At 48.0% G+C, this 14,706-nt stretch carries 10 protein-coding genes; 4 read left to right on the forward strand and 6 right to left on the reverse strand.

Annotated features, from left to right (window positions below; all coding sequences use genetic code 11):
* Positions 1 to 16 precede the first annotated feature (16 nt).
* Positions 17 to 3,700 (reverse strand): phosphoribosylformylglycinamidine synthase, encoded by a 3,684-nt coding sequence (purL, locus tag AC5FXQ_RS12610; RefSeq protein ID WP_493602784.1) that lies wholly within the window; start codon positions 3,698 to 3,700, stop codon positions 17 to 19.
* Positions 3,701 to 4,110: 410 nt separating this feature from the next.
* Between purL and AC5FXQ_RS12615 the strand changes: the two genes are divergently transcribed.
* Entirely contained in the window at positions 4,111 to 8,697 is a 4,587-nt protein-coding gene (locus AC5FXQ_RS12615; protein WP_493602785.1) for an alpha-amylase family glycosyl hydrolase, read from the forward strand.
* An 89-nt stretch (positions 8,698 to 8,786) separates the two neighbouring features.
* Here the strand turns inward: AC5FXQ_RS12615 and AC5FXQ_RS12620 are convergent, their stop codons facing one another.
* Positions 8,787 to 9,452 (reverse strand): hypothetical protein, encoded by a 666-nt coding sequence (locus tag AC5FXQ_RS12620; RefSeq protein ID WP_493602786.1) that lies wholly within the window; start codon positions 9,450 to 9,452, stop codon positions 8,787 to 8,789.
* On the reverse strand, positions 9,449 to 9,796 hold the full coding sequence (locus AC5FXQ_RS12625; protein ID WP_493602787.1) for a PadR family transcriptional regulator: 348 nt from the start codon (positions 9,794 to 9,796) through the stop codon (positions 9,449 to 9,451). The genes AC5FXQ_RS12620 and AC5FXQ_RS12625 overlap by 4 nt, the downstream gene beginning before the upstream one ends.
* Before the next feature lie 245 nt (positions 9,797 to 10,041).
* On the opposite strand from AC5FXQ_RS12625, the gene mug reads away from it, so the two are divergent.
* Complete coding sequence (gene mug, locus AC5FXQ_RS12630) at positions 10,042 to 10,605, forward strand: G/U mismatch-specific DNA glycosylase (protein ID WP_493602788.1); 564 nt, start codon at positions 10,042 to 10,044, stop codon at positions 10,603 to 10,605.
* 155 nt (positions 10,606 to 10,760) lie between these two features.
* On the opposite strand, the gene AC5FXQ_RS12635 is transcribed toward mug, so the two are convergent.
* Positions 10,761 to 11,786: a DUF6544 family protein gene (locus AC5FXQ_RS12635; protein WP_493602789.1), complete on the reverse strand. Its 1,026-nt coding sequence runs from the start codon at positions 11,784 to 11,786 to the stop codon at positions 10,761 to 10,763.
* Positions 11,787 to 12,044: 258 nt separating this feature from the next.
* Entirely contained in the window at positions 12,045 to 12,440 is a 396-nt protein-coding gene (locus AC5FXQ_RS12640) for a hypothetical protein (RefSeq protein ID WP_493602790.1), read from the reverse strand.
* Between the two features lie 431 nt (positions 12,441 to 12,871).
* Here AC5FXQ_RS12640 and AC5FXQ_RS12645 point away from each other — a divergent pair, with 431 nt between their 5' ends.
* Complete coding sequence (locus tag AC5FXQ_RS12645) at positions 12,872 to 13,294, forward strand: hypothetical protein (protein WP_493602791.1); 423 nt, start codon at positions 12,872 to 12,874, stop codon at positions 13,292 to 13,294.
* Positions 13,295 to 13,302: 8 nt separating this feature from the next.
* Here AC5FXQ_RS12645 and AC5FXQ_RS12650 read toward each other — a convergent pair whose 3' ends face one another.
* Entirely contained in the window at positions 13,303 to 13,770 is a 468-nt protein-coding gene (locus tag AC5FXQ_RS12650; protein ID WP_493602792.1) for a DoxX family protein, read from the reverse strand.
* A 196-nt stretch (positions 13,771 to 13,966) separates the two neighbouring features.
* Between AC5FXQ_RS12650 and AC5FXQ_RS12655 the strand changes: the two genes are divergently transcribed.
* Positions 13,967 to 14,542 (forward strand): TetR/AcrR family transcriptional regulator, encoded by a 576-nt coding sequence (locus tag AC5FXQ_RS12655; RefSeq protein WP_493602793.1) that lies wholly within the window; start codon positions 13,967 to 13,969, stop codon positions 14,540 to 14,542.
* Positions 14,543 to 14,706 lie beyond the last annotated feature (164 nt).

The raw sequence follows: 14,706 nt of genomic DNA on the forward strand, positions 1-14,706 counted from the left end.
TGGTTATACCTGTAGATTAGTTGCCGTTCGCTTCCAGCCACTTTCTGGCGTTCACGAAGGCTTCCATCCAAGGCGATACTTCATCGTGGCGGCCTTTCGGGTAGTGCGCCCACTGCCACTGCAGGAGCGAACGCTCGATGTGCGGCATCATCACCAGGTGGCGACCAGTTTCATCGCAGATCATGGCCGTGTTGTAGTCAGAACCGTTCGGGCAGGCCGGGTAGGTTTCGTACGCATACTTTGATACGATCTGGTACTTATCCTCGGTGTGCGGCAGGCTAAAGCGTCCTTCACCGTGCGATACCCAAACACCTAGCGTAGAACCGGCCAGGCTCGAAAGCATTACCGATTTGTTTTCCTGGATGGTGAGGGAAGTAAAGATACTCTCGTGCTTCTGGCTCACGTTGTGCAGCATTCTGGCTTTCTGATCGTGTCCCATCGTAATAAAGCCAAGCTCCACAAACAGCTGGCAGCCATTGCATATACCTACTGATAGCGTGTCTTCGCGCTTGAAGAAGTTTTCGATGGCATTCTTTGCTTTCTCGTTGTACATGAAGGCACCGGCCCATCCTTTGGCAGAGCCTAGCACGTCGGAGTTTGAGAAACCACCAACCGCACCAATGAAGCGGATGTCTTCCAGTGTTTCTCTTCCGGAGATCAGGTCGGTCATGTGCACGTCTTTCACGTCGAAGCCGGCCAGGTACATGGCGTTCGCCATTTCACGCTCGGAGTTGCTTCCTTTTTCGCGGATGATGGCGGCCTTGATTCTTGGCTTCGAGCTGTCGATCACCGGTTTTTTACCGTCAAATCCTGCCGGGAAGGTATAGTGCAGTTCGTGTTTCTTGTAGTTCTCGAAACGCTCTCTGGCGCTGTGTGGTCCGCTTTGCTTGATATCGAGCAGGTATGAGGTCTTAAACCAGGTATCACGCAGCTGCGCGATGTCGAAGGTATAGGCATCTGCACCGTTCTTCAGCTCCAAGGTAGCGCTTGAAGTGCTCGTTCCTATTTTGTGGAAAGGAACATTGTTCGCTTTCAGTGTTTCTTCGACATCTGCTGAAGCCTGGAACACGACACCGATGTTTTCAGCGAAGAGCACCTTCACGCTATCCGCTTCGCCCAGTGAGGTCAGGTCGATTGAAGCGCCCAGGTTGTTATCCGCGAAGCACATCTCCAGCAAGGTAGTGATCAGACCGCCGCTGCCGATGTCATGACCTGCGGCAATCTTTCCTTCTTTGATCAGCTGCTGCAACGTGTTGAAAGCATTGCCGAATAGCTCCGCATCGGTAATATCAGGTGTCTCGTTGCCGATTCTGTTGACGATCTGTGCAAAAGAAGAACCGCCCAGCTTAAAGGCGTCGTTTGACAGGTTGATGTAGTATATGTTGCCGCCATCACGCTGCAACACCGGTTCTACCACCTGGCGGACGTTGCTGCAATTTCCGGCTGCTGAAATGATCACTGTGCCCGGCGCAATCACGTCCTCGTCCCTGTACTTCTGCTTCATCGAAAGCGAATCCTTACCCGTTGGGATGTTGATGCCCAGGGCAATCGCAAATTCAGAGCAGGCTTCTACGGCTTTGTACAGACGGGCATCTTCTCCTTCGTTCTTCGAAGCCCACATCCAGTTGGCTGAAAGCGAAACGCTCTTCAGACCGTCTTTCAAAGGAGCCCACACAATGTTTGATAAGGATTCCCCGATGGCGTTGCGACTGCCCGCTGCCGGATCGATCAGGGCTGAGATAGGGGAGTGCCCGATGGAAGTGGCTATACCTTCTTTGCCCTGGAAGTCCAGCGCCATCACACCGCAGTTGTTCAGCGGCAACTGCAGCGGACCAGCACACTGCTGCTTCGCTACACGTCCGCCTACGCAACGGTCTACTTTGTTTGTGAGCCAGTCTTTGCAGGCTACTGCCTCTAACTGCAGCACTTGCTCCAGGTAGGTATAAAGCTGTTCTTTGTCGTAGGTTACCGGCTGGTATTTCCGGTCAACCGTCTGGTCGTTCATCACCACTTTAGGCGAACTGCCAAACATGTCGCTCAGCTCCAGGTCCATTGGCTTCTGGCCGGTAGAGGCTGACTCAAAAGTAAAGCGGTGGTCACCGGTCACGTCACCTACGGTGTACATAGGAGCACGCTCGCGTTCCGCTATTTTCTGCAGCGTCTCAATATCCTTTTCACCGATCACCAGGCCCATACGCTCCTGCGATTCGTTGCCGATGATCTCTTTAGCCGACAAAGTAGGATCGCCAACTGGCAGCTTGTCAAGATCTATTTTGCCGCCTGTTTCTTCCACCAGTTCAGAAAGGCAGTTCAGGTGACCGCCGGCGCCATGGTCGTGAATGGAAACGATTGGGTTGTGTTCGCTTTCCACCATACCACGGATGGCATTGGCAGCACGTTTCTGCATTTCGGGGTTTGAGCGCTGAATGGCGTTCAGTTCTATACCTGTACCGTGCTCACCTGTGTCGGCAGAGGACACGGCAGCACCGCCCATGCCAATGCGGTAGTTCTCTCCACCCAGGATCACAATCTTGTCGCCTGTTTTCGGGTGTCCTTTCTGTGCCTGATTTGCTTTGCCATAGCCAACACCACCGGCCAGCATGATCACTTTGTCGTAGCCCAGTTTACGTGGGGCTTCTACCTGGTCTGCTTTCTCGTCGTGTTCAAAGGTCAGAACCGAACCTGTGATCAATGGTTGTCCGAACTTGTTACCGAAATCAGTAGCACCATTTGAGGCTTTGATCAGGATGTCCATTGGCGTTTGGTACAGCCACTTTCTTTCCTGTGTGGCTTGTTCCCACGGGCGGTCTTTCTCCAGGCGTGACAAAGCAGTCATGTATACAGCCGTACCTGCCAAAGGCAAGGCGCCCTGACCACCGGCCAATCGGTCGCGTATCTCACCTCCAGAACCGGTAGCGGCACCGTTGAATGGCTCTACCGTCGTCGGGAAGTTGTGTGTTTCTGCTTTGATGGAAATAACCGATTCGAAGTCAGTTACTTGGTAATAGTCAGGAATATCAGCGCGTTTTGGGGCAAATTGCTGCACCACCGGCCCTTTGACAAAGGCCACGTTATCTTTGTAAGCCGAAACGATGTCGTTCGGGTTTGCTTCTGATGTTTTGCGGATCAGTTTGAACAGCGAACTCGGCTTCTCTTCACCATCGATTACAAACTTACCATTGAAGATCTTGTGACGGCAGTGCTCGGAGTTCACCTGTGAGAAGCCAAACACTTCGGAATCAGTCAGCGGTCTGCCCAGTCTTTCAGCAAGCTGGTTTAAGTAGTCCACTTCCTCTTCACTCAGCGAAAGGCCCTCCTGCTTGTTGTAAGCTGCAATATCGGTAACCGGCTGCACAGGCTCCGGCTGGATGTTAATTGTGTAAATCTCCTGGTCCAGACCGTTATACCTTTGAGAGAGCATCGGGTCAAAGTCCGTGAAGTCCTCTGTTACGATGGCAAACTCTTCGATCCGGATAATGCCTTCAATGCCCATGTTCTGCGTGATCTCTACCGCATTGGTACTCCAGGGGGTGATCATGGCAGCACGGGGGCCAACAAAAAAGCCACTCAGCGCAGTTTCCTGCTTTAGAGTGGCGTTGCCGAATAACCATTCCAGTTTTTGGATGTATGTAGCGCTCAGTTCACCTTCGCTTTGTAAGGCATAAACTGTATTAGGTTGACTAAAAAAGAAGTGAAGCATGCTTAGTTTTTTTCAATACACAAAGGTAGGTTTTAAATTTCAAAAACTGAACACCCAAACTACTGGTATGTGCTCCTTTTGGTGATTATGGAACAGGAAAGGTTCCTAAACTGGAATGACTTGTTTCGCAAGTAAAGCGATGTTACTGACGCTATTGTCTAAAGCGTAGGCATCAGCTTTAAAAACCTACTACTGGCTTGAACTTATTATAGAATTATTAGTATATATAACACCTTTGTTCAGATAAGCTGTAATCTCTAATAACATGTGGTTCCTCTTTTAAGAGCGTAGTTACAGATGAGCTGGGCAAACTGTTTTGATCTGATAAATCAATATAATCTGTTCACTCCAAATATATTTGTATGAGAATTTTTACGCTCAGGCTCAGTTTCCTGCTTGTCCTTGTTTTGATGGCAACGTTAGGAAAAGCGCAGGATATCTACCCATCTGTAGGTATAATCGGAACAGCAACAACAAAGGGATGGGAGGCTTCTACGCCGATGAAACTTTCCAACCCCAGCGATCCACACCAATGGACACTCACGCTAAACTTATTTCAGGGAGAAATAAAGTTCAGAGCGAACGATAGCTGGGATGTCAACTGGGGAGGGAGCAGTTTCCCATCTGGAACTGGTACACGGAATGGTTCAAATATACAAGTGCCATCTACAGGCTATTATACCATCAACTTTGATGATCGTACCGGGAATTATCATTTTGAAGCTCTTCACCCTACTACTTATGCCACTATTGGATTAGTAGGGGATGCTACGGCTAACGGTTGGAATGTCTCAACGGCTATGCTGAAAGATCCGACTGATCCGCATAGCTGGACATTAGAGCAAATTACACTTAGCGAGGGGGAGGTAAAGTTCAGAGCAAATGACGCATGGGAAGTGAGCTGGGGAGGTAGCAGCTTCCCTGCAGGTACTGCCTATCATAGTGGATCTAACATAGTCGTAACACCTGGTGAATACAGGGTAACATTCAATGATATAACCGGTGAGTATTTCTTTAAAGACCTGAACCCTACAATATATCAAACGGTGGGGATTGTCGGCTCAGCTACAGCCAAAGGATGGGATGATTCCACACCTATGCAGCTTGTTGCAGAAGGTGACCCGAACAACTGGATACTGACGACCTATCTTCAGTCTGGTGAACTGAAGTTCCGGGCCAACAATAACTGGGATGTCAACTGGGGCGGCAGCGATTTTCCGTCAGGTACCGGTACATTGAATGGACCAAACTTACAGATAGCAGAGAGTAGCTACTATACCATCCGGTTCAATGACCTTACAGGGGCCTACCATTTTACAAGACTATATCCGACAGCCTACGAAACGGTAGGTATTATAGGCAGTGCTACTGCTAACGGATGGGAGAGTTCCACACCGATGGTGAAAGGAGCAGACGGCCATACGTGGACGCTGGAGAACTTTGAGCTTTCTGGTGGTGCAGTGAAGTTCAGAGCGAACAATAGCTGGGAGGTAAATTGGGGCAGTGCAGATTTCCCAACAGGGGTAGCGGTGCAGAATGGCCCAGACATACCTGTGGCACAAGGTATCTACACGATTACTTTCAATGATGTAAGCCGTAGGTATAGCTTTGAACTTACAGGTGCTGCAACAGGTGGTATCGTGACCATGAGCCCGGCACTGCCTACAGCCGATGAACCGGTAACTATTACTTATGATGCCAGCCAAGGTGTGAGCGGGTTAAGAGGGGCGCAGAAAGTATACATGCACTCAGGTGTGGTGCTGACCGGACCTGATGGCACCGCCTGGAGCAACGTGGTAGGTAACTGGGGACAGGATGACGGCATAGGAGCGATGACACCTGTAGAAGGGGAGCCCAACAAATGGCAGATCACGCTGCCCAGCATTCGGGAGTACTACAATGTGGAAAGTGGCGTGCCATTGTTCCGATTAGGTATGGTGTTCCGCAACGCCAATGGCACCCAAGTAGGTAAATCTGAAACCGATGGGGACATCTTTGTTGACCTTAACCCCGGGGACTATGTGCGTTTTACTGCGCCACTAGCTGCAGAGGTGTTTGGCGTTAGCGGAGAAAAGCTGCAGCTTAGCGCAGAAGCCTCCGGCGAAGGAACGATCACACTGGAAATAAATGAAGGCAGCGGTTACCAGCAAGTAACTCAGGTCAGCAACAGCAAGACGATCAGCTATACCTATACCTACGGTACTGCCACCAGTCTGCAGCTTCGGGTAACCGCGCAGTTAGAGGGTAAGACTGTAACTGCCGAAAAAGCCTTATCCATCATTCTTCGAAAGCCGAATACCATAGCCGCGCTACCTGATGGCATGCGCAACGGTATTAATTACGACCCGAATGACCCAACCAAAGCCACACTGGTATTACTGGCTCCTAAAAAAGATTTTGTATATGTGGTGGGCGATTTTAATAACTGGCAGGTTAGCGATGCCTATCAGATGAACCAGACTCCTGACGGGGAATACTTCTGGCTGGAGCTAAACAACCTGGAGAACCAAAAGGAATATGTGTACCAGTATTGGGTGGATGGCACTATCAAAATAGGAGACCCTTATGCCGACAAGGTAGCCGACCCTTATAACGACAGCCATATACCTGCACATATCTATCCAAACCTTGTGGCCTATAACAAGACCGAAAATGGTATAGCTACCGTGCTGCAAACAGGCCAGCAGCCTTATCAATGGAAGTTTCCGGAGGTAGTGGGTGGACGCCCGGCTAATGAAGACCTGGTTATTTACGAGCTGCTGGTGCGCGATTTCCTGAGCACGAACAGCTACAGTGTGCTGGCCGACACACTGTCGTACCTGAAGCGCCTGGGTGTAAACGCGATCGAGCTGTTGCCTGTGATGGAGTTTGAAGGTAATGAAAGCTGGGGGTATAACCCAAGTTATCTGTTTGCACCGGATAAATACTACGGCACCAAAAACGACCTAAAGGCTTTTATCGATAAGGCGCATGAAGAAGGGTTTGTTGTCTTGCTGGACATGGTACTCAACCACCAGTTTGGGCAGAGCCCAATGGTGCGCATGTATTTTGATGACGACACAAACCGGCCTTCAGCAGAGAGTCCCTGGTTTAACCAGGATGCCACGCACCCCTACAACGTGGGCTACGACTTTAACCACGAAAGCGCCTATACCAAACGCTATGTGGATGATGTGAACCGCTACTGGATAGAGGAGTTTAAGTTTGATGGCTATCGCTTTGACCTGACCAAAGGATTTACGCAGCGGAATAATCCGAATGATGTGGGAGCCTGGAGTGCTTATGACCAGTCCCGCATTGATATTCTGAAGCGCATGTCTGACGAGATATGGAAGATTGATGCCAGCGCCTATATTATTATGGAGCACCTGGCTGATAACAGTGAAGAGAAAGTGCTGGCAGACTATGGCATTATGCTGTGGGGTAACATGAACCATGCTTATAATGAAGCTGTCAATGGCCAAACCGGTGCTGACCTTAACTGGGCCCTTTCCTCCACAAGAGGCTGGAGCCAGAAAAACCTGGTATCTTACATGGAAAGCCATGACGAAGAGCGCCTGATGATGCGGGCCTTGAACCACGGAGGCAGCAACGGAGATTACAATATCAAAGAAGTAGGTACAGCCCTGGAACGTATCAAGTTGGCTTCGGCCTTTTATTACCCGCTGCCGGGACCAAAAATGCTCTGGCAGTTCGGTGAGCTGGGATATGATGTGCCTATTGACTTTAACGGCAGAACAGGTAATAAACCACTACCATGGGGCGATGATACAGGCATAAACTATTATGACGATCCGGCTCGTAAAGATTTGTATAAAGCCAAAGCCGCTATCATTAACCTGGTTAACGAGCACAGCCATGTTTTCGAGGAAGGAGCATTCTCCTGGAACCCAACCGGGCAGCTGCGCAGGATAAGTGTGAGCCATGCCGATATGAATGTCATCATCGTCGGCAACTTTGGACTCACAGCAGGAAGTATTCAGCCTGGCTTCCAGCATACCGGCACCTGGTACGACTTCTTCTCTGGCCAGTCTTTCAAAGTTAGCTCAACCACAGGCAATCTGAGTTTGTCACCAGGCGAATTCCATATTTTAGTTGACAAGCCTGTTAAGTTTCCTGAACGAGGTATAACGGCTAACACATTTGTTTATATGGCTGATCCTGCTGAACTGGCAGTAAGCTTTATGGAGCCTTTTGCAGCCAGGCTCACCTGGACAGACAATGCTGCCGGTGAAACAGGCTATGTGATTGAACGCAAAAGTGAGTTGCAGCAGGAGTTCGAGCTATTGGTTATGCTGGGAGAGAATGTACAGGAATATGTGGATGAACAGCTTGTTGACGGGCTTAATTACCAATACCGCGTAAAAGCGATCAGTTCCACTGTACCACATTCTGGCTGGAGCAATGTAGCAGAAATTGATCTGCCTTTGCTTGCACCTGCAAACCTGGCAGCAGCAGCGGCAGATATGCGTACGGTGGCCCTGCAATGGCAAGACCGATCATCAAACGAAACAAATTATGTAGTAGAGAGGGCAACACAGCACGGTAATATCTTAACGTCCTATGCGGTTATTGCAGAGCTGGCTGCCAATGCAGCTACCTATACCGACACGCAAGTGCGTCCTGGCATGCACTATCACTACAGAGTGCTGGCAAAAGATACGGATGAGCTATCAGATTATAGCAACACAGCCAGTATACGTATTGCAGATGATCCTTCAGGAGCAACATTACGGGATCAGCTGACGCAAAGCATCAGTATGTATCCTAATCCGGTCTCTGATGTGTTATCCATCCGGAGTGACTTGGCACTTACGGAAGCTATGAAGTTCCAGATTGCAACTGTTGACGGTACGGTAGTTCATAGCTTCGAGATGTCGCCTGGTAAGGGAAATGAAGTAAAGGTTAATGTGAGCAAATGGAGAGAAGGAATTTATGTCTTAAAGGTAAGCTATCAAGGAGTTGTAGTCAGTCAACTGCTGATGGTGAAACGCTAATGGAGTAAATTTAAGGTATAGGAGGGGAGGAAAAAGGAAACGCCACGCAGGGTATAAACTGCGTGGCGTTTGTATATTACAGGTATAGCTTATGCAAATGCAGCCGGGTATAGCTCTTTAGCTCTGTGCTTAATCTTATCTATTGTATCAATATAGGCAATGGTCAGGATATAGGAGATGGTGATGTGCAGAGCATAGGGCCAGATTACTTCCGGAATTAGTTTTTCCAGAACCATGTAGTTAAGGTACATCGGAAAATACACCAGTGGTATGAACCCAAAGGTATACTGCATCACCGACAGCTTTTTTTGCAGGTTCTTTTTCAGATAGACAAACTCTCTTACCGCAAAATACAGAATGGCAGCCGTCAGTGCTCCCAAGCTGACAAGTTTCACCATAGCTGGATCGAGTGAGGTGAGCGCCAGTTGAAAACCAACGAACAGTACAAGAGAAAGTAGCAGGTGAGGCAACTTAAAATAACCTAAGAATGTCCGTAGCCACCGCAGCATGTTCTCTTTCTGAATAGCCGCTATTCGCTTTTCATATACATCCATAAAGCCGAAGATGCCGAAGCTTTTGTAGACTTTTTGAATAGCCTCGTCCAGCGTCAGGTCGGGGTTCTCCTCCCATTGCTGCTCAATGTCAGAGGCAAGGTGGTCTACCAGCTCTGTTTGGATGTCATAGGTGTCTACAAACTTCTTCTGCAGAAAGGCATACAGTTTTTCGATATCAGCCGCTGTGAGTTCTTTTTTCATATTTTGGAGGGGTTAGCCAGGTTCGTGTTCAGGATTAACTGCATTTGCTCTACAAAGCCTTTCAGCTCGGCCAGCTTATCAGCTGTTTCTTTCTTGCCTGCCTCTGTCAGCTTATAATATTTCCGCATCCGGTTGCCGATATGCACCATCTCTGCCTGAAGCAGCCCTTCGGCTTCTAGCTTGTGAAGCGAAGGGTATAGAGCGCCTTCTGTTATATTGAGTTCTCCGGCTGTCAGCTCCTTTACTTTCTGTGTTATTTCATAGCCGTACATTCTGGCATTTTCCTCCAGAAGTTTCAATATAATGGTCGAGAGACTGCCTTTATAAAGCGAACTGTTTTTCATAACGCAAATATATAAGAGTATTTTGCATAAGAAAGTTAGGTATGCGTTTTTGAGTGAAAAATTTTGGAGCGGGATTAAAGCTGGAGGCTGCCAGGAAGATAAAGCTGGGCAAGCGGCAGTGTTAAGGCTGAAACTCTTCCTGAAGAAACCCCCGTGATCTTAATTCAACTAACTTTTACATATAGCCCAAGCTATACCTAGCCCAGGATATAACTGCAAGCACCAAGACTCAGTAAAGAAGAGGTATGCAACCTCAAAGACGAAGACCTACCAAAGAAGAGCTGGCAGCGGCTAATGGGAGAACCTTGCCTGATATCATTGCTCCCAACCTTAAAGTCCTTTTCTGCGGCATCAACCCGGGGCTTTATACGGCTGTGGTTGGACACAACTTCGCCCGCCCGGGCAACCGCTTCTGGCCGACCCTGTATGCGGCAGGTTTTACGCCCCGGCTATACCTGCCCGAGGAAGAAAGTGAACTGCTGAACCTGGGCTTCGGAATCACCAACATTGTAGACAGGGCCACAGCCAATGCCGCTGAACTGTCAGCCGCGGAGTTGGTAGAAGGTGGGATCAAGCTGGTGGAGAAAGTGATCGTGTACCAGCCGCAGGTGCTGGCTTTGCTGGGTATATCCGCCTACCGCGTAGCCTTCGGAAAAGTAAATGCAGGTATAGGTATACAGGAGCAGACCATTGGGAGTACCAGGCTGTGGTTGCTGCCCAACCCCAGTGGCCTGAACGCGCATTTCCCGCCCCCAAAGCTGGCCAAGGTATACCAGGAGCTCAGACTCTTTGTCGATACGCTTAACTAGAAAAGCCTGTCTTTTGGCTATACCTATGAGAGGCAGGTGTAACTGATCAATCCGATTAGTGCCAGATCTGTAAGCTTACATTGCTCATGCTAACTTAAGCTACGGCCCTGGAAAACGGATGATTTGGATAGCCTTCGCATTGGGTACAACTCTTGTTAACGGTAGGCGTTCTCATTGTATTTTATGTCCGCTATTTCCAGCTTTAACCACGTCCAATCCCCTTCGTCAAGTCTCCAGGTGGCGGTCATGTTAGAGGGGACTTCTATACCTTCAAACCTTTTATAGTCGTTTACCAGCAGCACCCACTCATACCTTCTGGCATCTTTGACATTATCCTTAAATCGTAAGGCTGAAAATTTGACAAAATCTCCCTCAGCATTGAAATAGAAGGTTCCGCTTCCCTTTGTTCCTTTGTAGTCCATGGTCGCAATGGCAGTCGTATCGTCCACTTGTTGCCATGAAACATAGGGGCTCAGAGCCAAAGAAGGGAACCAGACCAATTCACCTAAATATCGCTGTAGCGTTCCTTCATTGAGTTTTTCACCTTGTTCGTTTACTACAGGTATAAGCGAGTTAATTTTGATCAGCATTTCTCCTTCTCCACCTTCAAATTTGTCTCTACCCTGAAAGCTGAGTAGGCTATTCATTTTTACGTCTACTGTCCAGATAAAAGCAGGGCTGTCGATCATGGTGTATTGCAAAGCAGTTGCTTTCATCCAGTTTTGTTGGTCGGGCTTCAATTTCATTTCAGCTTTTTGTGTCACCTTTCCCACCTTGATAGAAGGCTTTCCGATAACTCCTGACCGCCTCAACCACTTCTGTACAGGCTCAGGTAAGTCTTTGATATCATTTTCGGTGATTATCTTTTCGGTTGAAGTTTTGCTTTGAGCTAATAACTGCTCGGCTTCTTGTTGAACAGTTCTTTGAAAATTGTAAAAGCCGAAGGATACTATTGACACAACTAAAATGATGATGTTTGGGATTGTGCCAAACCTGGCATCTTGCCAATACAAAACGATCAGAATTTGCGAAACAAGTACAGACAGAAATCCTAAGAGCCAGGTATACTTACTGTTCGCTAAATAAAATACACCATAAGTTAGCGTTAACACAGCTGCCAATAACCATACTATTCCCATCGGTTTGGATATGGGGAGTGTCAGTTCTTTTACTTCTTTCATTCCAAACCCTTTCACAAATCCCAGTATGTGGATGACTCCGTGTATGAAGACAAGTATCAAAAATGCTGCTCTCATTTTATCAATTATTATAAGCTCCAAACTGACCGACAGTACGCGTACGTGGCATGAGGAAGGTATCAGCCTCAGCGCTTACTATAGGTCTTGTTAGTGAAGTATGTTGTTTCTCTCATTGCCTCTCTACGCATGCTTCAGGTAAAAGCGGAGGTGAGAGTTGCAGCACTTTATAGCTTAAAGAGTTCAGCGCTCCTGCCTGAGAAGTTGCCACGTTAATAAAAGTATAATAATAGCTGCAACTGCTGTAGTCGGTTGCAACCAGGACGTGTATCCTATAATGGCCACTTGTACTGCGATCCAAAGCAGCAGGATTATACCGCAGCTATAAGCTGCCATACCTGCCATGCGGTGTCGCCGAAACACAGCAACTGCAGCAACAAGAGCATAACCTCCAATAAAAACAAAGAGAAACAGGCTTGGAATAAAATAGTCCTGAAAGGGGCTGCCCTCCAACCACTCAGTAGGAATATCTTCTGCTCCCGACATTCCATAATACCCGCCACCCAATGCATTCAATGCTACAAACAGGAGCAATCCCCCTAAGGCGTAGCGAACAAAATGACCTGAAGATCTAGCCATTATACTTCGATTTGTTGATGAAAAGCACTGCATTGGAAACTGTCGCTTCCTTACTTAGTGTTAGTGCCGGGCGTGTTGTATTTTACCGCGCTACTTTCTGTAAAACAGGTTATCACGGTATTGCTCCTGCTGTATTCCAAATATAGTATATAATCGTGATTGCAAACACTGTTCTTAAAAATTACTTATTCACTCCTTTCCTGCGATTCACTGGACGCAGCTGGTAATTTATAACTCCTCAAGCCACACGGCACTATAGTATTTACTATACACAAAATCATAGAAATAACATCTACATATGTTAGCCCTTCCGCCTGAACGCATTACAAAAAAACGATCTTTATGATTTTTGTATTATCACGTGATGCTGTTTTCGTTAGAAGCGTATACCTTTAAGGCAAAGTAAATTACAAACTCAGCTGGCATGGAACATGAATTTACAAACTATTGAAAAGGCACTGGAGCTGGATTTTGTGACGATACGGTACAGCCCTGATAAGAAAATGTTCTGGGGTGATTGGCGGGGCAATATACCGAGCGAACCACTCCGTGAAGCCATGCATTTTGCCAGTCAGTTTATACTAGACAATGAAGTCGAACTTGTATTAGTGGACTATACCTTCATGTTGCCACCATCGCTGCAGGACCAGAACTGGATTGCCACACACTCTGCTGCAATACTGCAGAATAGTAAGCTAAAGCGTGTTGCTAACGTGATGGGTTCCGATATTTTTCAGCAAATCTCCATCGAAACTATGAATGTATTAGCCTACAAATACCCCTTACCCTTCGAGTCCCGCGATTTTATGTTCAGAGGTGATGCACTGGAATGGCTATTCAGTACCGATAGCTAAAGCTTAGGTCAGGCTTCTGCATCCGCCTCCGGTTGTCTTTGCCGCAGCACCTTATTGTCGATGGAGTAGCGTCCAGGGCCTTTGATCATGAAGAAGAGGAGGAGGGCTGTCACAGCCAGGGACAGGATCAGTTCGGTGTTGCCCAAGCTAATGCCTCCTTGCTGGGGATTTACGATCAGCAAAGCACCTATCAGAATCGGAATCTGGCAGAGCAGGGCCAGGCGCGTGAGCATGCCAAATGCGATCATCAGTCCACCCACTATATGCACCATGCTGGTGAGGAAGTGAGCCTTGCCGGCAGAGAGCACGTCCTGGCTGGAGCTAAAGATGTAGAATACGTCCGTAGTGTGCTCCAGGAAGAGCAGGCCTTTGACGAGCAGGAACAGTCCGAGTAGGATTCGCAAGCCGTCCATCCAGACCGGATTGTTGGCGCTGTTGATGCGGCGGGTGTGGCGGAGATCATGTGCGAGTGCCATGGTGGTAGGGTTTAATTGAAAAAATGCGCTATACCTATATTTACGTTCACTTCCACCATCCCGTTTATTTGCAATGCTTTTTGAGTCGTTTGGCCAGAAAATTCGGCTTTTTGCCGGAGCAGCTTTCACTATTGTAGATACAATCGTAGCTTTGCAGACCGAATGAACATTCAATTGGAAAGTGGGAAGCAGCTATATGGAGCCGATCGCAGAAAAGAAGAAAGCCATCTTTATTAGTACGATGGAGCTGGTCCGGGATAAGGGCTTTCACGGTACGCCCATGAGTATGGTCGCCAAACATGCCGGGGTGGCAGCTGGCACCATTTATCATTACTTCGAAAGCAAGGAGCAGCTCATTACCGAGCTGTTTGACTATGCACAGCAGCAGGTCATTGCGGTTGTGGAGCGGGAAACATGTGCCGTTATCCCGTTCAGGGCCTGTTTCTTTAACCTCTGGGGCGGACTCTATACCTTTTACCAGAACAATCAGAACCTGCTCCGGTTCTTTGAGCAGTTCGTCAACTCCCCTTACAGTTCGGCAAGGCCTCCTCTGGAAGAAGACAAGTTCTATACACTGCTCTTCGCTTTTTTTGAGCGCGGTATCCAGGAAGGCGAACTGAAAGAGGTAAGCCCGAAGATATTGGCTACGCTCACCCATAGCAGTGTCCTTTCCATGGCCAAAATGACGGGCAGCGGCAGACTCCACCTGGACAGCAAAGAGCTTGATCAGATACTACAGCTTCTCTGGAATGGCATCGCGCGTGAACGCTAGTTTAGCCTCTAATAGAGTAGAATGGCAACATTACCAATGTTTAAACAATAACATCAGACGCCGAAATGAAACATGAAAGACAAAACTAAAGCTGTAACAGCACCATCAGTTGCTGCACCTGCACGTTTAATATTCAATCAAAAAGCTGAACACCAGAATTATAC

The organism is Pontibacter sp. LHS1 (assembly GCF_058932855.1).

Coding starts and splice junctions, on each gene's coding strand:
- AC5FXQ_RS12645 (WP_493602791.1), top strand. CDS start 12,872: ATGAATTTACAAACTATTGAAAAGGCACTGGAGCTGGATTTTGTGACG.
- AC5FXQ_RS12650 (WP_493602792.1), bottom strand. CDS start 13,770: ATGGCACTCGCACATGATCTCCGCCACACCCGCCGCATCAACAGCGCC.
- AC5FXQ_RS12615 (WP_493602785.1), top strand. CDS start 4,111: ATGGCAACGTTAGGAAAAGCGCAGGATATCTACCCATCTGTAGGTATA.
- AC5FXQ_RS12655 (WP_493602793.1), top strand. CDS start 13,967: ATGGAGCCGATCGCAGAAAAGAAGAAAGCCATCTTTATTAGTACGATG.
- AC5FXQ_RS12635 (WP_493602789.1), bottom strand. CDS start 11,786: ATGAAAGAAGTAAAAGAACTGACACTCCCCATATCCAAACCGATGGGA.
- mug (WP_493602788.1), top strand. CDS start 10,042: ATGCAACCTCAAAGACGAAGACCTACCAAAGAAGAGCTGGCAGCGGCT.
- purL (WP_493602784.1), bottom strand. CDS start 3,700: ATGCTTCACTTCTTTTTTAGTCAACCTAATACAGTTTATGCCTTACAA.
- AC5FXQ_RS12620 (WP_493602786.1), bottom strand. CDS start 9,452: ATGAAAAAAGAACTCACAGCGGCTGATATCGAAAAACTGTATGCCTTT.
- AC5FXQ_RS12625 (WP_493602787.1), bottom strand. CDS start 9,796: ATGAAAAACAGTTCGCTTTATAAAGGCAGTCTCTCGACCATTATATTG.
- AC5FXQ_RS12640 (WP_493602790.1), bottom strand. CDS start 12,440: ATGGCTAGATCTTCAGGTCATTTTGTTCGCTACGCCTTAGGGGGATTG.